We start from the raw sequence: 25,302 nt of genomic DNA, 5'->3' as shown, positions 1-25,302 counted from the left end.
CTGCAGATCTATCTATTGGACTGCAATCGGATGGCGGTTCATGCTTGAGCAATGATTTCTCACGACACGCGTCCACGGCTTGGACTACCGATAGTGCTGCTCATGGCGGCAGCAACGGGTCTGTGCGCGGGTGGCAACTACTTCAACCAGCCGCTTCTCGATTCCATCGCGGAACATTTGAATGTGTCGCCGTCAACGGCGGCTGCCACGGTGACTATCGCCCAGGTGTCGTACGCGCTCGGTTTGGTGCTTCTGGTGCCGGTAGGTGACATGGTCGACCGACGCAAGCTGACGGTTGGTCTGATGCTTCTGGCAGCACTCGGTCAAGCGGTCAGTGGATTTGCTCCGAACTTCGCCACCCTGGCCGTGGGAATCGCTGTTGCCGGTGTCTTTTCGGTTGCCGCGCAGGTTCTCATTCCGTTTGCCGCATCGCTCGCCGAACCGCAGCGGTCCGGCCAGGTGGTCGGCACGATCATGAGTGGCCTGCTGATCGGAATTCTGTTGGCACGCAGCGTTGCCGGACTGCTCTCCGGGCTGGGCGGATGGTCGACGGTGTACAAGGTGGCAGCGGTGTTGATGGTGATCATGGCTGTTGCGCTGTGGCGATCCCTGCCCACGGACGCCGGCCCACGGCCGAAGGTGAGCTACCTCGCGACCCTGCGTTCGCTCGGGAGCCTGGCAAAAACCCTGCCGCGGTTGCGTACTCGCGCCGCCATGGGCGGGCTCGCCTTTGCTGCGGTCAGCACGGTCTTCACCACCATGGCATTTCTCCTGGCCGGCGAATTCGGGTACAACGACACGCAGATCGGCCTGGTGGGATTACTCGGCGTGGCGGGAGCGTCGATGGCCACTGTCGCTGGGCGGTTGGCTGATCGTGGCAAGGCCCAACTTGCCACCGGTGGCGCCCTGGCCGTCCTTCTGTTGTGCTGGTTGCCTTTTGCCGTGGGTGGCACCCACCTCGTGTGGTTCCTGATCGCCTTCCTGCTCGCCGATCTTGCGCTGCAAGGAGTGCATGTCAGCAACCAGAACATCATCTACGCACTCGTCCCGGAGGCGCGGTCGCGTGTCAATTCCGTCTACATGACGACTTACTTCGTCGGCGCTGCCGTCGGGTCGGCCGTGGGATCTGTTGTCTGGAAGGGGTATGGATGGTCCGGCGTGTGCATCGCCGGCCTGGCATTCTCCGTCGCCACGGTAGCGGTGTGGATGGTCGACCGGCGGTTGGATGACCCTGTGCGCCTTTCCGGTAGCGCTCACTACCAGAAAGGCGCACAGGGCCGGAGGCTCTAGCTGGCCGGGTCGTACCCGAACTCGCGGAGCTCCTGCGAGCAACGGCAGGCCACTGCGATTTTCCTCGCCCACTCGACCGCGTCCTCGCGCGTCGGCAGCTCCAGCACGGTGAACCCGCCCGTGAGTTCGCTGCCCGGATAGATCTCGGTGCTCACCGACCCGTCGGCGGATACCAGCACGGGATCGACTTCCCCGTCGATTCCGCCGCCGAATACGTAGACGCCGGCAGCCTTCGCCTCCTCGATCACAGCGTGGGATTCGGCGGAGACGATCGGGAACTCCTCGTCGGTGAGCACCAGCGCTTCGCTCGGGAAGGAGATGAGGTATTTGGTCATGTCTCGATGGTGCCCCGCGGACGGGGCGGACATCAAGGGTTGCATCAACGGCACCGAGTGCGTCTAGCGCTCGGCAGTAAGGACATCAGGCTCGAGCCATTCAACGCCGAGGAGTTCGGCGAGACTGCGAAGGCCCGACTGGTCTCCACCCTTCAAACCGGTTACCGACTGAAGATTACGCAACATCGTTGTTGCAACATCCTCTTCCTTGGTGCCGACGCCAAAAGGGATGAGCCACGGGCACGTTTGGTAGTCGCGGTGTGATCGACCAAAAGTCTGCTCGGCGGCAATACCGGAGTACCGGGGTTGATGGAAGATCCCGGTGCGAGGCAGCGGTGACGCGTGAGTGCCGTCCGGCAATGCCTCGTTGGCATGCAGTGAGATGGACGTCGTGACGTTGAAAACGACAACGGGCGCCTCGCCGCGTTGGAAGCGAAGGCGTTGGTGCTCCTTGTCGGTGACCGCGCCAAAAATCTTGGCAACGGAAATCCCCGAGTCTTCGATCATCTCGACCAGCGGATCGCCCGCTGTTGACACGAATTCGACGGCCACCAGCACCTGCTTTCCTGCCTTGACCTGAGCCTGCGCCCACTGAGCGGTGGATTCGGCGCGGATCATGCCGGCCTTCTGCCGGTATCGCAGAACCAGCGCGCGGCCGCGAGCAATGTTGCGGCTTTTACGTGCCAATCCCATTTCGTACGCGTACTCGGCCCACTCCGTCTCGTACTGCGCGCGTTGAGCAGGGGTGAGGTCGATAGGCATACCGTCGAGTGGGACCGGACCCCACGGAGTTCGGCGATGAATCATCAACGGCGGCTTACTGTTCGACAACCATCCTCGGACGGTTTCCAGAGCGCTCGCCTGTAGAGTCGGTGATTCCTTGGCTTCGGCGCTCCACGTCCACTTGCCGTACGACTTATCCAGTGGGAGGCCGGATTCGAGTAGCCTGGCGCCTAAGTCCGACCAGTACTCCGACGGCTCGTTGTGTAGCTGCGCGAAAAGTGGTGCGAGATAACGCTGATCGGCAGGAGTGTGACCAGGCGTTGCGGTCACCGACAGGACAAATGGCGACTGATCGTGACTGTTGGGGAAGCGGGCAACCTTCTCGAACGCCGCTGTGCGCTGAGTGTCGTTGCTGTACAGCTGGGCTTCGTCGGCAATGACAACCCCGAATGTGTACTTGGGGCGGCCGTTGCGGGCAATGAGCTTCTTCAGTTGATCGGGAGACATGATCAGCCAACGGAATCCGCCGTCGCCGACGGAAGCGATGGAGTACCGCCAATGCGGGATGGTGATCTGAGCGGGTCGGTCGACGAGGACCAGGATGCTGGACTCGCCACGTTCTTCGGCGATTGTCTTGGCCGCCATGATCGCAATGAGTGTCTTGCCCAGACCTGCGTTGTCGGCCAACAAGAAACCGCGTCGGCAGGCGCGGGCGGCGTCGACTACCGCAGCGGCCCCCGAAACCTGAACAGGTCTAGGTATTTTAGGCGCCGACGTCGGACGTTCTCCGGCACCGCCATTGATGTCGTCCTCTACCCACTGCTGGTAGGAGAAGGGGAGCGCTTTGAACGACAGTAGTTCGGTAGGAAGTTCGCTGCCCACCCAGGCATAGCTCTTCCATTTCTTCACGAACTGTGCGCCCGGCGCCGCAGTCCGGAACGGGACGTCGAGGAGCCAGACACGTTCACCCGGGCCTGCGGTGGGAACGTCCGGAGTTGTAGCTGTCTTTCGGGTGGGCGCCTTTCGTGTAGCTGTCTTTCGGGTGGCTGGCTTACGTGTTGTTGCAGTTCGCTTGCGGGGTGGCATCAGGCGTCGGTACCGGTTTCGTCAGTGTTGAGATCAGTGTTGAGATCACTGCCGAGGAGTTCGCGCAGCGTCAACGGCGGGCGTCCGGTGATGTCTTCCACCGCAGTGCTGATGACAGCGAGTTCTCCGTTTGCGATGGCGGTGTAGGTGGACACCCAGGCATCAACTTCCCAGTCCGGTGCGTTGTACGACGCGCGGGATGCATAGGCCTCCTCGACGGTTTCTTCGTGATAAACCGTCTCACGCCCGGTGACGTCGGTGATGATCGCTGCCACCTCGGCGAGGGTGAGCGCTTCCCGACCGGTGAGGTCGTAGGTTCGGCCGACATGCGCATCGGGATCGGTCAGTACCGACGCGGCGACGCGGGCGATGTCCGATCGAGCAACCGCGCCGACCGCGCCATTGCCGGCCGGGCCCCGGATGACACCGTCAGCGCCGGCCATAGCGGGAAGGAAGTCGAGGTAAGCGCTGTCGCGAAGAAAGGTGAAAGACATTGCGGTGGAACGGATATGTTGCTCAGTGGCGCAGTGGTCGCGGGCCAACGTGAAGGTGGCGTCCGGTGCTGCGCCGAGGTACGAGGTGTAGACGATGTGGCGCACGCCTGCGGAGACGGCAGCGTCGATGAAGGTGCGGTGCTGATCGAGACGGTCGGCACTCTCTGCTGCCGAGACCATGAACAAGATGTCGATGCCGTGCAGGGCCGCGGCGGCGCGATCGTGATCGGAGAAGGTGGCCTCAGCGCTCTCCGTACCGGGTAACTGGGGGAGTCGGCTGATCGAACGCGCGATCAGCCTCAGCGGAATACCGGACTCGGTGAGGATGCGAGCGACCTCCCCGCCGATATGGCCAGTGGCGCCGGTGACGGCGATGGTGCGTGAACGCTCGGACATGGGGAACCCCTTCGTTCTTGGTGTGTGTACATCTTGCCCTGTTGTCAGCGTCGGTGCTCGTATCCGATCCAGGCTCGTCGACGGTCGCCGAGTGGATCGCTCTCCACTCGGCTGATGCGGTCGAAAATCATGGTTCTCCGCTGGGCGCTCGTGTACACGGGCCACTCGGTACCCGGGCTACCGGTTCTCGCGAAGTTGATCCAATGTTCTTGCATCGCTTCGGTGACCGTCGCCAGAGCCCGACGCCCACCGATCGCGGTCAGCGCACCGGTGAGGGCGTCCGATCGCCCGAACACGGCAAACAGTTCTGTGGCGTGGGTGGCGCCAAGTCCGACCAGGGTGAGGATGCGCGGCGCAAAATCGTAGCGGTAGCTGTACGTGGGGGCCACGTCGCAATGTCCTTGTGCGCACAGGACCATCGGTTCCCAGAATGTGATGTCGCCGCCGATGTCTGCGGCGGCGTAGCGGTGCGGATACGTCGGATAGGCGGCGAGTGCGCGGGCCTTCACGTCGGCCGAAACGTGCGAGAACATTTTCTCGATGCGGGCGGGATCGGTGGGAAGAATGTTGAGGAAACGTGGAAAGATTCTGCCCTCGTGGAGATTTGACCCGAGCATCAGTGGAACGGGATGAGATTTTCCGGCGGCAAAGACGTCCAGCGGATGTTCGGGGAGGACGTCGTCGCCCACAACAGGCGCGAAAGCACGGGTACCAGGTTCCTCGTCAGCGCCGCGACGCACAAGTTCGTCGCCGACCTCGACGAGCCGGCGAACCGGTACATTTCGTAGCCAGGCCGCGGGTGTCTTGGTCGGGGCTCCGGCAATGTCGAGGAATTCGCGTGCCCACCCGTGCGCGCGTTCTTTTCCGTATGCCGAAGCTGCCGGCGGGCTTTGAGCGATGGCGCGGGCAAACAACCCTCGCGTAGACGGTGTTGTCATCACAGTGGTGACGGCATTTGCGCCGGACGATTCACCGAAGATTGTGACGTTGTCAGGATCACCGCCGAACGCCGCGGCGTTTCGCTGGACCCATTCGAGTGCCGCAATTTGGTCTCGTAGCCCGATATTCGAGTCGAATGAGTGCTCCGCAGTGGAGAATTCACTGAAATCGAGGTAGCCGAGCGCGCCGAGGCGGTACTGGACGGAGACGTAGATGACATCGCCACGTTCCACCAACGACGTTCCCCAGTACATCGGCGCCGACGGATTTCCGCCGTTGTACGCGCCGCCGTGAATGAACACCATCACGGGACGTCGGGTAACACGGGCCGACTCGGGCGCAAGAACATTCACGAACAGACACGACTCGTTTTCGGTGCTCTTACGCTGTGGTGCCGGTGAATCGAACTCGGTGGCCGAGCGGGTTCCCGCCCACCTGGCAACTGGTTGCGGTGCGAGAAACCGCGCCGGCCCGATCGGCGGAGCAGCGTAGGGAATGCCGCGCCAGGTGCGGAGTCGACCGGTGCGGGTCGCGAGGTAGCGGCCCCGGATCTTTCCCGAATCGAGTACTACGTCAAGGTTGTCGGTCACGAAGAAACCTGATTCGGTGCGTAGTTGCGGTAGCCCGCATAGCCGGACCAGGCGCGTCGTTGCTCGGCGCGCGGATCGGTGTCCACGCGAGAGATCGCGTCGAAGATCATCGTGTGACGCTGCGCGGCGTAACTCGGCCAGTCACTTCGAGGTGCCGCATGCTGTGCGAAGTGCAGCCAATGTCCCTGCATCGCCTCGGTGACGGCGCTGAGGCCTCGCCTGCCACCAGGAACTGTGAGGCCACGGCCGACGGCGCTGTCACCGATACCGAATACCGCAAACATTTCGAACCCGTGAGTGGCGTCGAGACCGACCCATCGCATCAGTGGTGGCGCAAAGTCGAAGCGGTAGGCGTACGTGGGTGCGTACTGCGCGTGTGCCTGCGCCAACTCCACCGACGGATGCCAGAAAGTCACGTCGCCGCCGATGTCGATTGCAGTGTCAGTGCTCGGGTATCCCGGATATGTTGCAAGGATTCGATTTCCGGCTGCGGGATCGGTGAGGGCGAACATCCTCTCGATTCGCGCGGGAGTTGTCGGGAGCCCGTCGAGGAACTTCGGGAAGAGCGTGCCCTCACGCTTGTTGGTGCCGATGATCAGCGGAACCCGATGTGCCAGGCCGCGACTGCACGCCTCCACCGGCGGGTGGGGAAGAAAATCTCCGTCGACACTGGGCCCGAACGGATGGAGCCCTGGTGTAGCAGCAAGAGCTTCGGCTCCCAGGCGGGCTCCGGCGCGGCCCAATTCACGAGCCGACGTAAGACGCAGAGCCTGGTCCGGGGTGGCGTCGGAGCCCAGAATGTCGATGAACCGTCGACCCCATTCGCGTGAGAGTGACTGGTTGGCAACAAGATCCGGTGCCGGGCTCTCGGCTATGGCGGCCGCGAACAATCCTTTGGCCGCCGGCGTCGCCAGCAGGGTGGTGACGGCAGTGCCGCCGGCCGATTCGCCGAAGACCGTCACTCGATCGGGGTCGCCGCCGAATGCTGCAATGTTCCGCTGCACCCATTGCAATGCGGCCACTTGATCACGAAGCCCGAGGTTGGCGTCGAAATGATGCCGAGGAGTGGAGAATTCGGTGAAATCCAAGAAACCCAGAGCGCCCAGTCGGTAATTGATCGATACGTACACGATGTTGCCGCGGGTGACGAGCGAGCGCCCGGAATAGATGCCCGTCGCCGAGGTGCCAATGGTATTGGCGCCCCCGTGGATGAACACCATTACCGGAAGGGGCTCGCGGCTGGGGTATTCGGGGGCAAGAACATTGAGTGTGAGGCAGTCTTCGCTGCTGGGTTGATACTTCCCGGGAGCCAGTGCCAAGCCCTTCTTGTTCTGGACCGACGCATCGCCGAACGCCGACGCGTTCCGCTCACCTCGCCAAGGCCGCACTGGTCGTGGCGCTTGCAGCCGCAAAGCTCCGACCGGGGGACGCGCGTAAGGAATGCCTCGCCACGCACGGAGTTTGCGCACCCGCGTGCCGCGCAATGTTCCGTCAGCTGTGCGTACGAGTAGACCTGGATTCGTCGGTGCGTCTGCCGCCATAGTCGCGACTATACGTAACTTCTGCCCCCGATTACCGCCGTGCCTCCAACAACCTGAGCCATACTTCGCTGACCGTCGGATACGACGGCACCGCATGCCATAACGTGTCGAGCGGGACCGCACCGACGACGGCAATTGTTGCTGCGTGGAGCAATTCCGAGACATCCGGACCGACGAAGGTTGCCCCGACGATTACGTCGGCACCACGGTCGATCACCAGTTTCGCGCGGCCTTCGTAATTGTCACGGAGCAGCGAGGATCCCGCGACGGCAATGTCGATCTCCACGACCTCGACGTCGATACCGTCTGCCCTGGCCTGCTTTTCGGTGCGCCCCACCCATGCTGCTTCGGGCGAGGTGAATACCACCTGTGGAACACGGCCGCTGTCAGCGGAGGCGATGAACCGTGGGTCGACCAGCGCGCGTCCCGCTGCTCGTGCGGCGATCACATCGCCGCACACTCGGGCCTGGTACTTACCCATATGGGTCAGCGGTGACCGGCCGTTGATATCGCCGACGGCATAGAGCCATTCGCCCTGTGCACACAGGTGATCGTCCGTCGGAACGTACGCACCATCGGTCAAACCGACGGACGACAACCCCAACTGCGCCGACGTCGGCGCACGGCCCGCGGCAACAATCAGTTCGTCTACCTCGATCACGCCGGAAGAGGTGTCGATCGTGACTGGCCCACCGTGAATGTTCCCCTCGCCCGTATCCCGGGCATCGGGGCGCGATACGGAATGGACGGTAGTCCCGAAACGCACGTCGGCTCCCCGTGCGGTGAGATGACGCGCAACCATGTCTCCGGCAAACGGTTCGGCAGATTTCAGCACTGCGTTGCCGCGTACCAGCAACGTCACCTCGGCGCCGAATGACAACAACCACGTTGCGCACTCCGATGCGACGACGCCGCCGCCGATGACGGCAACACGCCGCGGAACTTCGTGGAGATTGGTGGCGTCGCGTGACGTCCAAGGGAGCGCAGCCCGCAGTCCGGGTGTGTCCGGGACCGACGCGGTGGTTCCGGTGGCAAGTACGACGGCCTGGCGGGCGAAGAGCGTGCGGGTGCCGTCGACAACAACGGTCCGCTCGCCGTCCAGAACGCCGTGGCCTTTGATCACGTCGATACCGGCGGACTCGGCCCACTCGACCTGCGAGGAATCGTCGTGGTTGTGGGTGAAGGAGTCACGTCTGGCCAAGATCGCGTCGATGTCCGGCGGCGCGGCGGATACACCTGGCAACGCGCCCGCGTCGTCGAGCACCTGCCCTGGCCTCAGCAGCGCCTTACTCGGCATACACGCCCAGTACGAGCATTCACCACCGACAAGTTGGTGCTCCACGATGGCAGCGGTGCGGGTGCTTCCGGCTATTGCGTAGGCCGCGGCGTTTTCGCCCGCCGGTCCGCCGCCGATGACTATGACATCGAATTCTTCGGTCATCGCTCTACGGTATGCCGATCGGGTGGTGATGTGCAGGGTAACCGGTTTGTCGACTGACAGTCCGGTGTATCGACGCAGTGGTGGTTACAGTGACAGCCATGACGCGGCAGAAGATTCTGATCACCGGCGCAAGTTCGGGTCTCGGCGAAGAAATGGCACGAAGGTTCGCAGCGCAGGGACGCGATCTGGCTCTATGCGCCAGGAGAACCGAGCGGCTCGACGCTCTCCGGAAGCAATTGCTCGCCGAGCATCCAAGGATCACAGTTGCGGTGGCAGGGCTCGATGTCACAGAACATGATTCCGTTGTCCGAGTGTTCGGCGAACTTCGCGACCAACTCGGTGGGCTCGATCGGGTGATCGTCAATGCCGGTCTGGGTAAGGGCGCCAAGATCGGTACCGGCAAGGCATACGCGAATCTTGCGACAGCGCAGACGAACTTCGTAGGCGCACTGTCACAGTGCGAGGCCGCGCTCGAGATCTTCCGCACGCAGAACGCCGGACACCTTGTACTGGTGTCCTCGATCAGTGCAGATCGTGGACTTCCCGGCACCAAAGCCGCATATTCAGCGAGCAAAGCCGGGGTGGCCGCGCTCGGTGAGGCTCTCAGTATCGAATTGGCGCGCACGCCAATTCGAGTAACCACCCTGCTGCCAGGTTTCATCAAGACGGACATGTCGGCGAGTGCCGGCGACGATTCTTCCTTGATGGCTGAGCTCGACGAGGGCGTCGATGCGATGGTTGCGGCCATCGAAAAGGAAGTGACACGAGCGGCGCTTCCCGGACTGAAATGGCAGGGAATCGATGCTGCACTGCGGTTTCTGCCCAACTCGGTGACGGCGAGGTTCGTCTGATGAGTATCCACAAGTCGAACGGCAAGCCGCGCGTTGTCATTGTCGGCGGCGGATTCGGCGGCCTCTACGCAGCCAAGAAGTTGAAGAAAGCCGACGTCGAAGTAGTTCTGATCGATCGCGGAACCAGTCACGTGTTTCAGCCGTTGCTCTACCAGTGTGCAACCGGGCTCCTCTCCGAAGGCCAGATCGCCAGCCCACTTCGGCACCTTCTGGAAGACCAGAAGAATACGAATGTAGTGCTGGGCGAAGCAAAATCCCTCGATGCCGAAGCTCGGCTGCTGACCGCAAGCAGATTCGACGGTTCGACATTCGACCTACCGTACGACTATCTGATCGTGGCGGCCGGCATGCGGCAGTCGTACCACGGCCAGGACGACTTCATCAAATGGGCGCCCGGAATGAAAACGCTGGACGACGCGCTGGCCATCCGCCGCAGTCTCATTGCCGCGTTCGAAATGGCCGAATCTCTCCCCACTGCCGAGGAACGGCGTCCGTGGTTGACGTTCGCCGTTGCCGGCGGCGGACCGACCGGGGTCGAGATCGCGGGGCAGATACGCGAATTGGCGATGCACGCGCTCACCAACGAATTCAGGTCCATCGACCCGGACGAGGCGCGAGTGCTCCTCTTCCACGGTGACGATCGAGTGTTGCCGTCGTTCAACAGATCGCTGTCCGCAGCTGCCGCACGCACTCTCGCGAAGATCGGCGTCGAAACGCATCTCGGCGTGCATGTCACCGACGTCGGTGAAACCGAGATCGAGACCACCGACAAGAAGACAAAAGCGAAGCAGCGCTACGAGACCCGCACCATTCTGTGGACCGCCGGTGTCGAAGCCGTGCCGTTTGTCGAAGCGCTCGCCACGGCGCTCGGCGTCAAGCAGGTCGGCGGCGGCCGCATCGAGGTCGAGGCCGACCTGACCGTGCCAGGCCACCCGAACATCTGGGTCGTCGGCGACATCATGTCCCGGGACAAGTTGCCCGGTGTCGCCGAAGTGGCTATGCAGGGTGGACGCTACGCGGGGGCGCAGATCGCTGCCCGCGTCGAAAACGGCCGACCGAACGGAAAGCCCTTCAAGTACCGCGATCTCGGTACTGCCGCCTACATTTCGCGTCGCCACGCACTCCTGCAGGCCGGACCGATCCGGATGTCGGGCTTCATCGGCTGGGTGTCGTGGGGAGTCATTCACATCGCGTTCCTCGCGGGTTTCCGCAACCGCGTCAGCACGGCACTGAACTGGGGTGTCACCCTTGCGTCGAAAACTCGCCGGGAACGCGCAATCACATTCGGCGACCCGGAAACCGCACGGCAACCGTACAACTGAGCGATCTGTCGCGGGATCCGACTACTCCGTGGTGAAGACGGGATTCCCGAATTCGTCGATCATGAACCACAGACTACCGACGGCCTGCCCCAACATGTCGCCGGGCACTTCATCGTCCAAGTATCGGTAGACCGGCTTGCCGTTGACCGTCACCTGGAACGAACCGTCAGGTCCCGGTACGGTACCGAGCGCCGCGTTGATCCCCTCGGTCACCGGAGAATCGGTGACAGACGTGACGGCAGGCCAATGCCGGAGGCAGCTCTCGTCGCACGAATCCCCGGTCGGGTGCTCCTCGTCCGGGTCGTAGATGTAGACGGTCATACCTTCGCCGTCGACGGCAATTGTTCCCAGTGGAGACTCGGCAGTCTTCAGTAGCACCGCGTCGGCTGCGGCCGGCGGCGACAACGATGTCGGCATCACGGTGACGTTGTCCGCATCGGTGCCGGAGTCGGTGGCGTCGTACGAACAGCCGGACGCGGCAAGTGCGGCACTGGCCACAATCGCGAACAACCACTGTCTGCGCATGATCGCTCCATTCGAAGGTGGGCGCTACTGGCAGTGGGGGATACCCGCGAAGGGGCCACGGGAAACGTAAATCTTCCCGCATACTGTCACCGGATGTTCGACGTTGGTCGCGGCATTCACGGGGATGCCAGTTGCAGTTGTACTGCAACAACTTTCGGTATAGATGCAGCGCTGCCGCGTCGAATGGTGATCAGGCGCGTGGCTGTGGCGCAGTGTAGGTAATGCAGTCCGGCGGGACGGATGGCAGGCCTTCGGAGGACCTGAGCTTCTCGGCAATCGAGGAAAGCAGGCTCTGTGACTCGGGGGACAGATCTACGGCTTTACGTGTGAGGGAACGTAATTCGTTGTCATAGAATTCTTCCGCAACTGAACGGTCCTCATCGGGGATCAGTTCCGGATCATGGCGAGGGGTAGGTGCAAAGAAGTACTCGGCGTCGACTCCGAAGAAGTCGGCGAGTGCCAGCACTACCTGCTCAGACGGGTTGGTTCGAACGCCACTGCGCAGCTGCGAGAGATACGGTGTGGAAATTCGGCAGCCACGTTGGGAAAGTGCGTCTACAACTTGCGCATTGGTCAATCGGGGAGGTGTTACGGGGTACAGGGCGTTCAATCGTTCTCGGAACGAATCTGCCACGGTTCCTCCCATTTCCACGGTTCCTCCCTTCGCTTGTGACGTGTGCGCCACAATGTGCTGCATATTTCTGCGATTGCATAGTTATGCGAAGCAGATGTCACATAGTAGACGACTCAAAATTGGATGTTTAGAAATGAGAGTGCTTTTACCTGGGGATATTTGGGTTTTCCGGCTCTGAAAGCGTTTGCGGACAGTGTGATTTGCGACGCGAACTGACCGTTCGTTATCAGAATATTAAATCAGTACCTTCCGGGCGGTTTGTACTGATTTACGCTCTTATGCAGCTGATTTGGCTAAGTTACCGGCCAGTCTCTTGTGCGAGCATACCTTTCGGCTCTGCCAAGGCCTCGACTGGCGAGTTCGCTTGGAGGGAAATGAGCGCTACCAGGGGTGAGCGAAGATGCCGAATTTTTCGAGCGTGTTGCAGGCCAGCGTGCGCAGCGCCTGATTATCGGCCGATACGAAGCTCACCAGCGACAAGGTGTACGTGGCGTGGTTGCGACTGAGGTATCCGGAGACTCGAGTTGATGTGTTGTCCAGTTGAGCGGCGCTCGCTCCAGGATGCACCGCGCGGAGGGCAAGCCCCGTAGTCCGGTGCCCCTCGAACTGGTCGATGTCGACCGTACCGATATTGGAGCACAAGGCATCTCGCTGACCAGGTCCGTCGGCAAGTCGATGAGCGACTCGGTCGGGGACGACCTGCAGGAGTTCGGCCGGGAAGCCTGCCGGACTCGACATCGGAGGAGCCTCGAACGCGTCACGGCACAATGTGCGAATCTGCGCGAGAGTGGTGGAGGGGGTCAACGGGATCGCGACCATCGCGACCGAATTGTCGACGGAATTGTCTCCCTGGTCAGTGGTACGCACGTTCATCGGAACGCTGAGCGTGACTGCGGCGGTTTTGTTCTCGGCTCGCGCTAGCTCGCCGACACAGGCCAGGAACAAGCTGTTGGCGGTACCTCCGGAAGACGTTGCGACGTCATCCCATTGGTCCCGGTCGATTTCCAGAACCGCGGACGTTACCGAGTGTCGCTGGAAGCGCCGAGTGGCGGCGGCCGGTGCGGTGAAGCCGCGGAGTTCGGCTCTGCGCGCCGGACTGACGATCAATCCGCCCACCGCACGGGTGGTTCCGCGCAGAACGCGGCCAACGGTCGAGCGCGCGTCGGTGATATCCGAGTGGCCGGTGTGATCGATCGGCGGTGACGGTTTCCGCTGCATCGCGTCGCTGAGGGCGCCGATCAATCCGCGGGCGTCGGCAAGGACATGGGAACACGTCACGGAGACGACGGTTCCGCCGTCTGAATCGTAGGTCGCGGCGATGCGCCACCCCGGACCTCGTTCCGGGTCAACCGAGAGGAGGGCCGCAGCGTCGGCCCACTCGATCACCGAGTCGGCGGCGATGGGCTCCGAACGAAAACTGAGAGGGTAATGACGCGGGTCGGCGATGAATTCGGGCCGGGCGCCCGGAATTCGCGGCCTGCGCACGCGTCGGCCGAGCGGCCCGGACGCCACCCGTACACACAACTGCTCGAGCTCACTCGGATCGACGATGCTGTCGGTGCGCCATACGCCCTGCATCAGGATCGGCAAGCCGAGACCTCGGTGGGTCCACAGAAACATCTCGTCGACGACACTCAAGCGAACTCCCACCCCAGCAGTGTAGGCGTGGCACGTAGAGGACCTGCGGTTTCTGGCGGCGTACCCGCGATTCGGCGCATACTGGTTGTTACGCCGCGTGGTACGAAGGGCAGGCTGACATGGTCAGTGTCGAGAAGTGGGCTATGTGGGATTCCGCTATCGAAGTGGATGTCACGGAGGGTGCTGCACTGCCCACAGCACACGCGCTGATCGCTGCCGCCATCGAGGACACCGAAGCGCTGTGCGATCTCGGGCGCGGCGACGCCGAAATTCATGCCGTCAATCTGGCTCAGGGGACGCCGGTGAAAGTGACCCGGCGAATGTCGTCACTGTTGCGTTCGGCGCTGTGGGCGGCCCGTATGACGGCCGGTGAGGTGAACCCGCTTGCCGACAACTTCTCGGAGGACGACTCGATTCCGCCGGTCCACCCGACCCCTACATTCGAGGACGTGCAACTCGACGGCGACGTCGTGTACGCGCCGTGGGGAGCTTCGTTCGACATCACGGGAGTGGCAAAGGCGGACACCGTCGATCGAGCCGCGCAAACTGTTGCGGCAGAGCTGCAATGTGGTGTTGCGGTGCGGATCGGCGACGTACTTGCCACTGCGGGGCACGCTCCGGCCGGTGGTTGGCAGATTCCCGTTCCGGGCGGCGAGGACGTCGAACTGGCCAACGGGACGGCGATTGCCACTGCGCACGCCGCCGAACCACCTTCATGGCAACCGCACCAGGATCGTCCGTCAACAGAATGGGCGCAGGTGTCGGTGATTGCCGACGACGCAGTGTGGGCGTACGCCGCCAGCCGTGCGGCGCTTGTGCGGGGGATAAGCGCCATCAAATGGGTTGAGCAGCAAGAACTTCGAGCTCGATTGGTGGATCAGTCCGGGCGTGTGTACACCACCGAGAATTGGTTCGGTCCGGACGCCGCCTGAGCGTTCGAGCCAGTTGCTCAGGCCCGGCCGCGCTGCTTGCGGTACCAATTCACCAGGGCGTCGGTCGAGGAATCGCCGAGATCGCTCGGAGCCTCGGCCGACGAGAGTGCAGGCCCCAGTTCCAAAGCTTGGGTCTTGCCGAGTTCGACCCCCCACTGATCGAACGGATTGAGGCCCCACACAGCACCTTCGACAAAAACCTGATGCTCGTAGAGCGCGATCAACTGCCCGACGACCGACGGTGTGAGCTCCTTGGCCAGGATGGTGCTGGTGGGTCGGTTACCCGGCATCACCTTGTGCGGCACCAACTCCGGGGGTGTTCCCTCTGCCGCAATCTCCTCAGCGCTCTTGCCGAACGCCAACACCTTGGTCTGCGCAAAGAAGTTACTCATCAGGAGGTCGTGCATCGAACCTGTGCCGTCAGCCGTGGGCAGATCGTCGGTGGACTCGGCAAAACCGATGAAATCGGCAGGCACCAACCAGGTGCCCTGATGGAGTAGTTGGTAGAAGGCGTGCTGGCCGTTGGTTCCTGGTTCGCCCCAGAAGATCTCGCCTGTCGAGGTTGTCACCGGGGTGCCGTCGGAGCGGACGGATTTGCCGTTCGACTCCATAGTCAGCTGCTGCAGGTAGGCCGGAAAGCGCAACAGGTCATTGGAATACGGCAACACGGCGCGGGACTGGGCACCGAAGAAGTTGGAGTACCAGAGGCCGATCAAGCCGAGAATCGCCGGCGCATTCTCCTCCAGCGGTCGGGTGCGGAAATGCGTGTCGATCTGGTGGAAGCCGTCGAGGAACTCGGCAAAGCGAACGGGGCCGACCGCACACATGACGGAGAGACCGATGGCGGAGTCGACCGAGTAGCGGCCACCCACCCAATCCCAGAATCCGAACATGTTTACGGTGTCGATCCCGAACGCGGAGACTCGCTCGGCGTCGGTGGACACCGCGACAAAATGCTTGGCGACGGCGGCGACGTCTTCGCTGCCCAGACCGGCGAACAGCCAGCGCTTTGCCGCCGTTGCGTTGGTCAGGGTCTCGAGTGTGGAGAACGTCTTTGATGCCACGATGAACAAGGTGGTCTCGGCATCCAGATCGGCCAGCTGCCCCACCAGATCCACGGGATCGATGTTGGAGACAAATCGAAGGCTGATGCCGGCGTCGGCGTAATGCCGCAGTGCTCGGTACACCATGACCGGCCCGAGATCCGATCCGCCGATACCGATGTTGACGATGGTGCGGATGCGCTTTCCCGTGAATCCGGTCCACTCGCCGCTGCGAACACGATCGGCAAAGGCGCCCATCGACGTCAGAACCTCGTGAACATCGGCGACGACGTCCTGGCCGTCGACAGTGAGGGATGCATCAGCAGGGAGGCGCAGTGCGGTGTGTAGCACCGCCCGATCCTCGGAGGTGTTGATGTGATCACCCGCGAACATTGCGTCGCGACGCTCCTCGACGCCGGCCTCTCGGGCCAGCGCGATCAGTAGGTCGAGAGTCTCACGACTGACACGGTGCTTGCTGTAGTCGATGTGGAGATCACCGGCATCCACCGTCAACTCGGTTCCGCGCGCCGGATCCTCGTCGAAGAGTTCCCGAAGGTGAACGGCGTGGAAATCGGCGTGATGAGCGCGCAGTTTCTGCCAGGCTGATGTTCCGGTGATGTCAATGCTCACAGTCATCGACTTTAACGGCCCGGTCTGGAAACTTCTGGGTGAGTCTCGGCGGCACCCTGGCCTGCTTCGATCAGCCGGTCTGCGAGCAGGGCGGTGCGAGCTGCGGGGCTTAGTGTCCCAGGCGTCCGCGGCCGAGACGCAGGAGCAGCATCGCGAGGGTGTGACCTTCCTGGCCCAGCTCGTTGAAACGCTCGAGCACCTTCATCTCACGACTGTGAACCAGGCGCGGCCCCCCTGATGCCATCCGGGTACGACCGATGATCTGTGAGACCTCGGAGCGGCGCTTGATTGCTGCCAGGATCTCGGCGTCGAGACGATCGATCTCCTTACGGAGTTCGTTGATCTCAGCTTCGCTGCGCGGAACGTCGACGTCGGTCGGAGTGGAGTTTCCCTCGGGTGCCGTTGCCTGCGTGCTCATATGTATTCGTCTCCTCTTTCTACTGCGTGGATCGTGTTCTCAGCTCGGGTCGTTACCGATCCAGCGCCCTGACGAAAAATGCCCCGGATCCGAGTCGGACCAGAGGCAGGTGAGCTGTTCGAAGACTTCACGAGCACCGCGGTCCGGCGCTCGTAAAGTAGTGCCACCGCGCACCGACACTGCGGCAATCGCAGGTGGTTGCGGTGTTGCACAGGCTCAACATAGCGTCCAGTTTGCCATGTTCGGCATCCCAGTTCCAAGTGCCGCCACCGCACTCACACTCTTGTCGGTGGACGCCGGTAGCGTGGACAGACGATGAACATGTATCCAGCAGTCGGTGAGCAGGGCAGTCTTGACGGGCGAGACGGTCTTGACGGGCAGGGCAGTCTTTACGCGCAGGGCGGTCTCTTCGAGCACGATCACGATGGGCCCCAGCACGGTCATTCTGCCCAGCACGGTCATTCTGCCCAGCCGGGTGGCCGAGGTTCCGACGAGCTTCTCGAGGGTCTCAACCCGCAGCAGCGCGAAGCCGTGGTCCATGCCGGTTCACCGCTGCTGATCGTTGCCGGCGCAGGCTCGGGCAAAACCGCAGTGCTGACGCGTCGCATCGCATATCTGTTGGCCGAGCGTGGTGCCACTCCGGGGCAGATCCTTGCCATCACGTTTACTAACAAGGCTGCAGCCGAGATGCGTGAGCGCGTCGCGGCATTGGTCGGGCCGCGGGCCAACAGTATGTGGGTGTCGACGTTCCACTCGAGTTGTGTTCGCATTCTGCGCGCTCAGGCGGCGTTGCTTCCTGGGCTCAACTCCAACTTCTCCATCTACGACTCGGATGATTCGCGCCGGCTCCTGACGATGATCTCCAAGGATCTCGAGCTCGACACCAAGCGTTTCACGGCCAGATTGCTTGCGACGCACATCTCGAACCTCAAGAACGAGTTGATCGACCCAGAGGAAGCAGTCGCGGCCGCGGACAAGGATCCCGCGGAACTGCCCCGCCTGGTTGCGAAGGTGTACGGGATTTATCAGCAGCGCCTGCGCTCGGCCAACGCGCTCGATTTCGACGATCTCATCGGCGAGACTGTGGCTCTGCTTCAGAACTTCCCGCAGATCACGGAGTACTACCGTCGGCGCTTCCGTCACGTCCTCGTCGACGAATACCAGGACACCAACCATGCGCAGTACATGCTGGTGCGTGAATTGGTCGGCGGCGCAGGCGAATCCGACCATGCGGTGGCGCCGGCTGAACTGTGTGTTGTGGGCGACGCCGATCAGTCCATCTACGCGTTCCGCGGTGCCACCATCCGCAACATCGTGGAGTTCGAACGCGATTACCCGGACGCTCGCACGATTCTGCTCGAGCAGAACTACCGTTCGACGCAGAACATCCTCTCGGCTGCCAACGCCGTCATCTCCAAGAACACGGGGCGACGCGAGAAGCGGTTGTGGACCGATTCCGGTGAAGGCGAATTGATCGTCGGATACGTTGCGGACAACGAGCACGACGAAGCATCCTTTGTCGCCTCCGAGATCGACCGGCTGGTCGAGAACGGTGACGCAAAATTCTCGGACGTCGCAGTGTTCTACCGCACCAACAACTCGTCGCGTGCGCTCGAGGAAATCTTCATCCGCCTCGGTGTGCCGTACAAGATCGTGGGCGGCGTCAGGTTCTACGAGCGCAAAGAAGTTCGCGACATCGTCGCTTACCTGCGGGTACTCGCCAACGAGGACGACACGGTGAGCTTGCGTCGAATCCTCAACACGCCGCGCCGCGGAATCGGCGACCGCGCAGAGGCCTGTGTCGCAGTGCATTCGGAGCATCGCAACATCAGCTTTGCTGCCGCGTTGCGCGATGCGGCGGAAGGCAAGGTTGCACTGCTCAATACGCGTTCGCAGAAGGCGATCATTGCCTTCCTCGACATGATGGACGGGCTGCGCACCTTATTGCCGGCCGAATCCGCCGACGGCAGTGAGTCTTCCGAGCTCGGCGACATCGGTGAAGTGGCCGAGGCCGTGCTCGAACGTAGCGGCTACCGCGGCGAACTTGCTGCCAGCAGTGATCCTCAGGACGGCGCCAGGCTTGACAACCTCAACGAACTTGTCAGTGTGGCAAGAGAATTCAGTTCTGATGCGCGAAATGCTGCCGGACTGATCGACCCGGACGACGAAGAAACCGCAGCGATGCGCGAAGGTGAACCCGATCCAGGTTCGCTGGCAGCGTTCCTCGAACGAGTGTCGTTGGTGGCCGACGCAGATCAGCTGCCCGACTCCGACGAAGGTGTTGTCACCATGATGACACTGCACACCGCCAAGGGCCTCGAATTCCCCGTCGTCTTCGTAACCGGTTGGGAAGACGGTCAATTCCCGCACATGCGGGCCCTCGGCGATCCGGCAGAGCTCTCCGAGGAACGACGCCTCGCCTACGTCGGGATCACCCGCGCGCGGCAACGGTTGTATTTGACACGTGCGATCATGCGCTCCGCGTGGGGTCAGCCGATTCAGAACCCCGCATCACGGTTCATCAGCGAAATTCCCGAGGATTTGATCAACTGGCGCCGCGAAGACCCGGGCACCGGCGGCGGGTTCGGAAGTGGTCGACCCGGTTACGGGGGCGGTCAGGGCTATGCCGGCGGTCAGGGTTATGGCGGCGGCTACGGCAATCAGGGTGGCCAAGGTGGCCGCGGGTACGGCAACACCTCTCGAAACGACTCTCCCGCACCAAGTTTCGGTGCTGCGCGAGGACGGAACAACAACCTGGTTCTTGCCGTCGGCGATCGGGTCAGTCACGACAAGTACGGACTGGGCACAGTCCTCGAGACCAAGGGCACTGGCCCGACCGCAACAGTCACCATCGACTTCGGCAGCGCAGGCAAGGTGCGTCTGATGCTCATCGGCGGTGTTCCGATGGTGAAGCTGTAGGGGCAAGAAGCTCTGGAAAGACTTTCGGCCCGCACCACAGAAAAGGTGCGGGCCGAAAGTTTCGGTTGTGGTGAGCTCAGTCCTGCTCGATACCCAGGCTGATACCGCGCGAGGCGAGCCAGGGGAGGGGGTCGATCTTGTTCTCGCCGGCGAGATGAACCTCGAAGTGCAGGTGCGGGCCGGTGGAGAAGCCGCGGTTGCCGACGGTGGCGATCTGATCGCCGGCCATGACCTGCTGGCCGACGGTGACTACCGAGGTGTCGATGTGTCCGTACACGGTGATGGTGCCGTCGGCGTGCTGCAGGCGAACCCACATACCGAACCCGGAAGCCGGGCCGGAGTCGATGACGGTGCCGTCGGCGACTGCGACGATGGGCGTTCCGATGGGTGCTGCGATATCGACACCGGCATGCAGGGTGCCCCAGCGGCTACCGAAGTTCGAGGTGAAAGTTCCGACAGCGGGGAGGACGAACAGGGGGCGTCGGGCAGCGGCTTCGCGGGCTGCGCGCTCTTCGCTGAAACGCTGGCCCTTGGCGAGGAGGTTACTGAACTGCGACAGGTCGGTCGGGGCGGCGACGTTGAGCACCTGGGGTGCGTCGGTTGCGGTGGTGGAGGACGCTGCGGCGGTGGGCGCGAACTGGGCTGCCTGCGGCTGTGCGGTGGTTCCGATGGTGGAGGACTGGTCGGCAAGTGCGACATCCGAGTGCCCGACTGCATTGCCCGAGCCGTTGTCGACTACTGCCTGTCCCGCTGCGACTACCGCGCCGGCTGCGACTGCAAGAACTGCGGCGCGGCCTTTGAGTGCGGAGGGCGGGGTGGGGATGCGGTGAGCGCCGGTGCGACGAGCCGGGGAGGAGACATCTGCAGATGCCGGTGGCGTGAAGGTCGAGATGCTGTTCACGTCGGACTCGACGGTCTCGAAGTCTGCCGGGTAGGCGTCTACCGAGTCGGAATCTGACGACGTGGAGGATGCGGAGCGAGTGAACATAAGGGAAGAAATCTCAGAACTTTTGGTCTCGGTGTAACGCCGGGCCGAGTGCGTTGGATAAGAGGGCGTGACCTCGTCCGGTTCTGATTCTGTGAACCTGCTGGGCGTGAACTGGCTGTGTCGCATATGCCTGTTCGCTCCTTGAGGTTCGTGATCAGCCTGTGACTTAGCTGGAGTAACGGTAACGAAATGGTTGCGACACGTGCAACCTATACAGCAAACGAGTCGCAGTTTGTGACGTGGCTCACATCCTGACCAGGCAATATGTCGCTTCGGACAAATCGGACCAAGTATCTCGATTGATATCGGGGTGTGTCACAACCAGATCACCGACCTGCGCAGGCGCTACCGTCGAGCAGGTGTCGTCAACACTTCGAAGCTCGTCGGTCCACGCGCCCGGCGATGTTCGCACCGCTCGTCCATTCCCGCCGCCGCTCGCCCTGGCCCTAGTTCTGGGGCTGCTCGGCGCGGTCGCGGTGTTGGCTGCGCCGATTGTCGACGTGGGGAGTGGACCCGGCGCGTCCGGTTCGATCGTGACCGCCTCGATATTTGCCGCGCTGTGCGCGCTCGTGATCCCGGCCGCTGCGATTGTGGTGGCGCGTCGTCACCCCGCCCTCTCGGGCGCGCTCTTGGCCGGTGCAGGCGCGCTGTCCTTCGGGGTCGCGATCCTCGATCTGCAGTTGTTCGTCGACGCGATCGACGCAAACCGCTTGGAACTTTTCCGTCCGATTTCCGCCGGAGTGATCACCGCCGGTGTCGGGTCGTACGTTGCACTCCTCGGGCACGCACTGTTGGTTGTTGCCGGAATTCTGGGGCTCGTGGTGATTCATCGTGAGTCCGAGCGTGACGGATACGGCAGCGCACGTGCTGCCGAGTACGACGGCAGATCCGTAGGTGGACGCATCGGTGCCTGGCCGACGTCCGTATTGATTCTTGCTGCAGGCGCTTATGTGCTGTCGCTGTTCGCGCCCGCCTTCGATTCGCAGGATCCGATCTTTCTCGCCCGCTCCCTCGTGGACAGTCCCGCTGCCAGTGCTGTCGGAACCGCGTTGGTTGCCGTGGCCGTGTTGATTGTCACGGCATCGGCTCTGACGTCGATTTCGCCGTTGGTGGGCGCGGGCGGCGTTGTCGGCGCCGGCGTCGGCGCGCTGGGTGTCAGTGGCACTCGGGTTGTTGCCGGTCTGGCGTCCGGTGACCGGATCGGTGTCGGCGCTGGATCGATCGTGGGTGCCATCGCGGCGGTCGTCATCGTGGGAGTGGGCGCGGTGATACCGATTCTGTCGGCGCGGCGCGAGGCTGCGGCGGCAGAAGAAGCGCGGCCGGTGAAATCCGAAAATCAGGCGCCGTCCGGCGGCTCCAAGAAAGCGCGCCGAGCCGCGATGATCGAGCAGGCCCGCGAAGCGCAGGCTCACGTCACGAAGATGCACCGCATCGCCGGGGCGCTCGGAATTGGCGCCGCTGTGTCGGCCGCACTTGGCGCGTCGTTGCCCATTCTGTCCTTGCCCGGTGGACTCGCCGAACCGTCGATACTCGCGACCCGCATCGTCTTCGTCGCGGCGATCGTTCTCTTCATTGCGTCGCTCGGGCTGTGGATTCCTGGCCGCGCCGTTGCCATTCGGCCGGCCGTGGGAACGCTGTGGACCACCGTCGTCATGGGCATTGCGGCTGTCGTGCAACCAGCTGTCATCGCAACAGATGTTTCGGGTGTCGACCTTGGGGCCGGGGTGTACGTGATGGGCGTCGCCTCCGCGCTCGCGGCCGCTGCCGGCCTGGCGTTGTGGTTCGCCGGAACAGCGGAACGCGAGGAAATCGACACATCCGTGGAGATCGAGGCGAACTCCGTGGTCCGTATCCTCGCCGGACTCGGCGGCGTACTTGCACTCGTCGGCACCGCTCTGCCGCTCTATCGCGGCGCAAATCACACCGCGGCGTCGATCACGCAATGGCCATGGGGCAGTGACGCGTGGGGGATCGACACCTGGGGTCAACTCCTCGTCGGAGTGTCGGTCCTGCTCGCGTCCGTCGTCGCCACCCGTTCCCGGCCACCGCGTGCTGTTGCGCTCCTCGTCGGATCGGCGGTCTCGGTGTCGATATATCTCGCCGCGGGACCACTGACGTCTTCACGCATACCGGACGCAACAGTGGGGGCGGGTGCGATCGCAGCGGCGACGGGCCTACTCTTGCTAGTCGTTGCTGCTTTCTTCAGTGCGCGAACAACGCTGTCGATGCATGCCGAGCGGCGGTGAGACCCGCGCTTGACAAATGGTGCGAAGCTGCGTTGCCGATCGGTGACGCCTGCCGCACCTGGCGATGTCGCGTGACATGGGCCACATAGCATGTATGCGGGCGCAAACCGAACGCAGCAACTGGTTAAAGTCCAGAACAGACCCGCTCCTACCCCTCGAGCGGGTGTCAACGCAGACGAGACGGTGAGCAGATGGATCTCTTCGAATACCAGGCGAAGGAACTCTTCGCCAAGCACGGAGTGCCGACTTCGGCTGGGCGTGTTACGGACACGGTCGCAGGAGCACGCGAGATTGCCGAAGAAATCGGCAAGCCCGTAATGATCAAGGCGCAGGTCAAGGTCGGTGGCCGCGGCAAGGCCGGTGGCGTGAAGTACTCGCCCGACGTGGATGCCGCAGTGGCAAACGCAGAAGCAATCCTCGGCCTGGACATCAAGGGCCATGTTGTCAAGAAGCTGCTGGTCGCAGAGGCAAGTGACATTGCCGAGGAGTACTACATCTCCTTCCTGCTCGACCGCACCAACCGCACCTACCTGGCCATGTGCTCGGTAGAGGGTGGCGTCGAGATCGAGGTCACCGCCGAGGAGAACCCCGACGCTCTCGCGAAGATCCCCGTCGACGCAGTCAAGGGCGTCGACCTCGCGTTCGCGCGCAGCATCGCCGAGGCAGGAAAGCTGCCCGCTGAGGTGCTCGACGCAGCGGCCGTCACGATCCAGAAGCTGTGGGAGGTCTTCATCAACGAGGACGCACTCCTCGTCGAGGTCAACCCCCTCGTTCGCACGCCTGACGATCAGATCCTCGCCCTCGACGGCAAGGTCACCCTCGACGAGAACGCAGCGTTCCGTCAGCCCGGCCACGAGGCATTCGAGGATCGCGACGCAACCGATCCCCTCGAGCTCAAGGCCAAGGAAAACGACCTCAACTACGTCAAGCTCGACGGGGAGGTCGGAATCATCGGCAACGGCGCAGGCCTTGTCATGTCCACCCTGGACGTCGTCGCATACGCAGGCGAGAACCACGGTGGCGTCAAGCCCGCCAACTTCCTCGACATCGGCGGCGGAGCTTCCGCTGCAGTCATGGCTGCCGGCCTGGATGTCATCCTGAACGACGCACAGGTCAAGAGCGTGTTCGTCAACGTCTTCGGCGGCATCACCGCTTGTGACGCAGTTGCCAACGGCATCGTCGGCGCACTGAAGACCCTGGGCGACGAGGCCAACAAGCCGCTCGTCGTTCGCCTGGACGGAAACAACGTCGAAGAGGGTCGTCGTATCCTCGCCGAGGCCAACCACCCGCTGGTCACGGTCGTCGCAACCATGGACGAGGCCGCCGACAAGGCCGCCGAACTCGCTCACGCAGCGAAGTAAGGGACTCACAGAACAATGGCAATCTTCCTCACCAAGGATTCAAAGGTCATCGTCCAGGGCATCACCGGCGGCGAGGGCACCAAGCACACCGCTCTGATGCTCAAGGCCGGCACCCAGGTCGTCGGCGGCGTCAACGCTCGCAAGGCCGGCACCACGGTCTCGCACGTTGCTGCTGACGGTTCCGCTGTCGAGCTCCCCGTCTTCGCGACGGTCGAAGAAGCAATCAAGGAGACCGGCGCAGACGTTTCCATCGCGTTTGTTCCCCCGGCCTTCTCGAAGGACGCCATCGTCGAGGCCATCGACGCGGAGATCCCGCTCCTCGTGGTCATCACCGAGGGCATCCCGGTCCAGGACTCCGCTTACGCTTGGGCGTACAACGAGTCCAAGGGCAAGAAGACGCGCATCATCGGACCGAACTGCCCCGGCATCATCACCCCGGGTGAGGCTCTCGTCGGCATCACGCCCGCCAACATTGCGGGCACCGGCCCCATCGGCCTGGTCTCTAAGTCGGGCACCCTGACCTACCAGATGATGTACGAACTCCGTGACTTCGGCTTCTCCACCGCCATCGGCATCGGCGGCGACCCGGTCATCGGTACGACGCACATCGATGCCATCGAGGCATTCGAGAACGATCCCGACACCAAGGTCATCGTGATGATCGGTGAAATCGGTGGCGATGCAGAAGAGCGCGCAGCCGATTACATCAAGGCTCACGTCACCAAGCCGGTTGTCGGCTACGTGGCAGGCTTCACCGCTCCCGAAGGCAAGACAATGGGCCACGCAGGCGCCATCGTCTCCGGTTCCTCGGGAACGGCTCAGGCCAAGCAGGAAGCTCTCGAAGCTGCAGGCGTGAAGGTCGGCAAGACGCCGTCCGCCACCGCTGCTCTCGCACGCGAGATCCTTCAGAGCCTCTAAGTTCGTTTCGCGGAGCGTAGTGCTTCGTGTTGAACTGCAGCT

Annotated in this window: 20 protein-coding genes; 8 read left to right on the top strand and 12 right to left on the bottom strand. The window is 62.8% G+C overall.

What is annotated here, in order from left to right:
* The first annotated feature begins 51 nt into the window (after nt 1-51).
* Entirely contained in the window at nt 52-1,290 is a 1,239-nt protein-coding gene (locus FEZ60_RS05245; protein WP_141486357.1) for an MFS transporter, read from the top strand.
* Here FEZ60_RS05245 and FEZ60_RS05240 read toward each other — a convergent pair.
* From FEZ60_RS05240 to FEZ60_RS05215, 6 genes are all read right to left on the bottom strand, one after another.
* Nucleotides 1,287-1,625, bottom strand: a complete 339-nt coding sequence (locus tag FEZ60_RS05240; protein WP_033234195.1) for a YciI family protein — start codon at nt 1,623-1,625, stop codon at nt 1,287-1,289. The genes FEZ60_RS05245 and FEZ60_RS05240 overlap by 4 nt on opposite strands.
* Before the next feature lie 63 nt (nt 1,626-1,688).
* Complete coding sequence (locus tag FEZ60_RS05235) at nt 1,689-3,434, bottom strand: DEAD/DEAH box helicase (protein ID WP_172935705.1); 1,746 nt, start codon at nt 3,432-3,434, stop codon at nt 1,689-1,691.
* Entirely contained in the window at nt 3,434-4,324 is an 891-nt protein-coding gene (locus FEZ60_RS05230; RefSeq protein ID WP_172935704.1) for an SDR family oxidoreductase, read from the bottom strand. The genes FEZ60_RS05235 and FEZ60_RS05230 overlap by 1 nt, the downstream gene beginning before the upstream one ends.
* 44 nt (nt 4,325-4,368) lie before the next feature.
* Nucleotides 4,369-5,853, bottom strand: coding sequence for a carboxylesterase family protein (locus FEZ60_RS05225; protein WP_172935703.1), 1,485 nt, complete (start codon nt 5,851-5,853; stop codon nt 4,369-4,371).
* Nucleotides 5,850-7,394, bottom strand: coding sequence for a carboxylesterase/lipase family protein (locus FEZ60_RS05220; protein ID WP_172935702.1), 1,545 nt, complete (start codon nt 7,392-7,394; stop codon nt 5,850-5,852). The genes FEZ60_RS05225 and FEZ60_RS05220 overlap by 4 nt, the downstream gene beginning before the upstream one ends.
* Nucleotides 7,395-7,425: 31 nt before the next feature.
* On the bottom strand, nt 7,426-8,835 hold the full coding sequence (locus FEZ60_RS05215; protein WP_033234199.1) for an NAD(P)/FAD-dependent oxidoreductase: 1,410 nt from the start codon (nt 8,833-8,835) through the stop codon (nt 7,426-7,428).
* A 98-nt stretch (nt 8,836-8,933) separates the two neighbouring features.
* Between FEZ60_RS05215 and FEZ60_RS05210 the strand changes: the two genes are divergently transcribed.
* Complete coding sequence (locus tag FEZ60_RS05210) at nt 8,934-9,686, top strand: SDR family oxidoreductase (RefSeq protein WP_045069189.1); 753 nt, start codon at nt 8,934-8,936, stop codon at nt 9,684-9,686.
* Nucleotides 9,686-11,008, top strand: a complete 1,323-nt coding sequence (locus FEZ60_RS05205) for an NAD(P)/FAD-dependent oxidoreductase (RefSeq protein ID WP_172935701.1) — start codon at nt 9,686-9,688, stop codon at nt 11,006-11,008. The genes FEZ60_RS05210 and FEZ60_RS05205 overlap by 1 nt, the downstream gene beginning before the upstream one ends.
* Before the next feature lie 21 nt (nt 11,009-11,029).
* Here the strand turns inward: FEZ60_RS05205 and FEZ60_RS05200 are convergent, their stop codons facing one another.
* From FEZ60_RS05200 to FEZ60_RS05190, 3 genes are all read right to left on the bottom strand, one after another.
* A complete protein-coding gene (locus FEZ60_RS05200; protein WP_095888430.1) occupies nt 11,030-11,533 on the bottom strand; it encodes a hypothetical protein in 504 nt (167 codons plus the stop codon).
* 190 nt (nt 11,534-11,723) lie between these two features.
* Nucleotides 11,724-12,167 carry a helix-turn-helix transcriptional regulator gene (locus FEZ60_RS05195; RefSeq protein ID WP_033234389.1) on the bottom strand — a complete coding sequence of 148 codons (444 nt, stop codon included), beginning with the start codon at nt 12,165-12,167 and terminating at the stop codon, nt 11,724-11,726.
* Nucleotides 12,168-12,548: 381 nt separating this feature from the next.
* Complete coding sequence (locus tag FEZ60_RS05190) at nt 12,549-13,817, bottom strand: hypothetical protein (protein ID WP_346343334.1); 1,269 nt, start codon at nt 13,815-13,817, stop codon at nt 12,549-12,551.
* A 107-nt stretch (nt 13,818-13,924) separates the two neighbouring features.
* Between FEZ60_RS05190 and FEZ60_RS05185 the strand changes: the two genes are divergently transcribed.
* On the top strand, nt 13,925-14,737 hold the full coding sequence (locus tag FEZ60_RS05185) for an FAD:protein FMN transferase (protein WP_045069192.1): 813 nt from the start codon (nt 13,925-13,927) through the stop codon (nt 14,735-14,737).
* Between the two features lie 17 nt (nt 14,738-14,754).
* On the opposite strand, the gene pgi is transcribed toward FEZ60_RS05185, so the two are convergent.
* Both pgi and FEZ60_RS05175 read right to left on the bottom strand, forming a co-directional pair.
* Nucleotides 14,755-16,410, bottom strand: a complete 1,656-nt coding sequence (pgi, locus tag FEZ60_RS05180; RefSeq protein WP_172935700.1) for a glucose-6-phosphate isomerase — start codon at nt 16,408-16,410, stop codon at nt 14,755-14,757.
* 109 nt (nt 16,411-16,519) lie between these two features.
* Complete coding sequence (locus FEZ60_RS05175; protein ID WP_033234204.1) at nt 16,520-16,828, bottom strand: chorismate mutase; 309 nt, start codon at nt 16,826-16,828, stop codon at nt 16,520-16,522.
* Nucleotides 16,829-17,143: 315 nt separating this feature from the next.
* On the opposite strand from FEZ60_RS05175, the gene pcrA reads away from it, so the two are divergent.
* Nucleotides 17,144-19,747 carry a DNA helicase PcrA gene (pcrA, locus tag FEZ60_RS05170; RefSeq protein WP_242484454.1) on the top strand — a complete coding sequence of 868 codons (2,604 nt, stop codon included), beginning with the start codon at nt 17,144-17,146 and terminating at the stop codon, nt 19,745-19,747.
* A 76-nt stretch (nt 19,748-19,823) separates the two neighbouring features.
* On the opposite strand, the gene FEZ60_RS05165 is transcribed toward pcrA, so the two are convergent.
* On the bottom strand, nt 19,824-20,861 hold the full coding sequence (locus tag FEZ60_RS05165; RefSeq protein ID WP_172935699.1) for a M23 family metallopeptidase: 1,038 nt from the start codon (nt 20,859-20,861) through the stop codon (nt 19,824-19,826).
* A gap of 233 nt (nt 20,862-21,094) precedes the next feature.
* Here FEZ60_RS05165 and FEZ60_RS05160 point away from each other — a divergent pair, with 233 nt between their 5' ends.
* From FEZ60_RS05160 to sucD, 3 genes are all read left to right on the top strand, one after another.
* Nucleotides 21,095-22,981 (top strand): hypothetical protein, encoded by a 1,887-nt coding sequence (locus FEZ60_RS05160; protein WP_346343333.1) that lies wholly within the window; start codon nt 21,095-21,097, stop codon nt 22,979-22,981.
* A 191-nt stretch (nt 22,982-23,172) separates the two neighbouring features.
* Complete coding sequence (gene sucC, locus FEZ60_RS05155; protein ID WP_045069199.1) at nt 23,173-24,342, top strand: ADP-forming succinate--CoA ligase subunit beta; 1,170 nt, start codon at nt 23,173-23,175, stop codon at nt 24,340-24,342.
* A gap of 15 nt (nt 24,343-24,357) precedes the next feature.
* Nucleotides 24,358-25,260: a succinate--CoA ligase subunit alpha gene (sucD, locus tag FEZ60_RS05150; RefSeq protein ID WP_033234208.1), complete on the top strand. Its 903-nt coding sequence runs from the start codon at nt 24,358-24,360 to the stop codon at nt 25,258-25,260.
* The last annotated feature ends 42 nt before the right edge of the window (nt 25,261-25,302 follow it).

It is taken from the genome of Rhodococcus sp. MS16 (assembly GCF_013277795.1).
Lineage (GTDB): Bacteria > Actinomycetota > Actinomycetes > Mycobacteriales > Mycobacteriaceae > Rhodococcus_F > Rhodococcus_F globerula.
This window is presented reverse-complemented; position numbering and strand designations above follow the sequence as displayed.

Bases quoted from the DNA above. Each gene is read 5' to 3' on its own strand.
- FEZ60_RS05245 (WP_141486357.1), top strand. From the start codon at position 52: ATGATTTCTCACGACACGCGTCCACGGCTTGGACTACCGATAGTGCTG.
- FEZ60_RS05240 (WP_033234195.1), bottom strand. From the start codon at position 1,625: ATGACCAAATACCTCATCTCCTTCCCGAGCGAAGCGCTGGTGCTCACC.
- FEZ60_RS05235 (WP_172935705.1), bottom strand. From the start codon at position 3,434: ATGCCACCCCGCAAGCGAACTGCAACAACACGTAAGCCAGCCACCCGA.
- FEZ60_RS05230 (WP_172935704.1), bottom strand. From the start codon at position 4,324: ATGTCCGAGCGTTCACGCACCATCGCCGTCACCGGCGCCACTGGCCAT.
- FEZ60_RS05220 (WP_172935702.1), bottom strand. From the start codon at position 7,394: ATGGCGGCAGACGCACCGACGAATCCAGGTCTACTCGTACGCACAGCT.
- FEZ60_RS05215 (WP_033234199.1), bottom strand. From the start codon at position 8,835: ATGACCGAAGAATTCGATGTCATAGTCATCGGCGGCGGACCGGCGGGC.
- FEZ60_RS05210 (WP_045069189.1), top strand. From the start codon at position 8,934: ATGACGCGGCAGAAGATTCTGATCACCGGCGCAAGTTCGGGTCTCGGC.
- FEZ60_RS05205 (WP_172935701.1), top strand. From the start codon at position 9,686: ATGAGTATCCACAAGTCGAACGGCAAGCCGCGCGTTGTCATTGTCGGC.
- FEZ60_RS05200 (WP_095888430.1), bottom strand. From the start codon at position 11,533: ATGCGCAGACAGTGGTTGTTCGCGATTGTGGCCAGTGCCGCACTTGCC.
- FEZ60_RS05185 (WP_045069192.1), top strand. From the start codon at position 13,925: ATGGTCAGTGTCGAGAAGTGGGCTATGTGGGATTCCGCTATCGAAGTG.
- FEZ60_RS05175 (WP_033234204.1), bottom strand. From the start codon at position 16,828: ATGAGCACGCAGGCAACGGCACCCGAGGGAAACTCCACTCCGACCGAC.
- pcrA (WP_242484454.1), top strand. From the start codon at position 17,144: ATGAACATGTATCCAGCAGTCGGTGAGCAGGGCAGTCTTGACGGGCGA.
- FEZ60_RS05165 (WP_172935699.1), bottom strand. From the start codon at position 20,861: ATGCGACACAGCCAGTTCACGCCCAGCAGGTTCACAGAATCAGAACCG.
- sucC (WP_045069199.1), top strand. From the start codon at position 23,173: ATGGATCTCTTCGAATACCAGGCGAAGGAACTCTTCGCCAAGCACGGA.
- sucD (WP_033234208.1), top strand. From the start codon at position 24,358: ATGGCAATCTTCCTCACCAAGGATTCAAAGGTCATCGTCCAGGGCATC.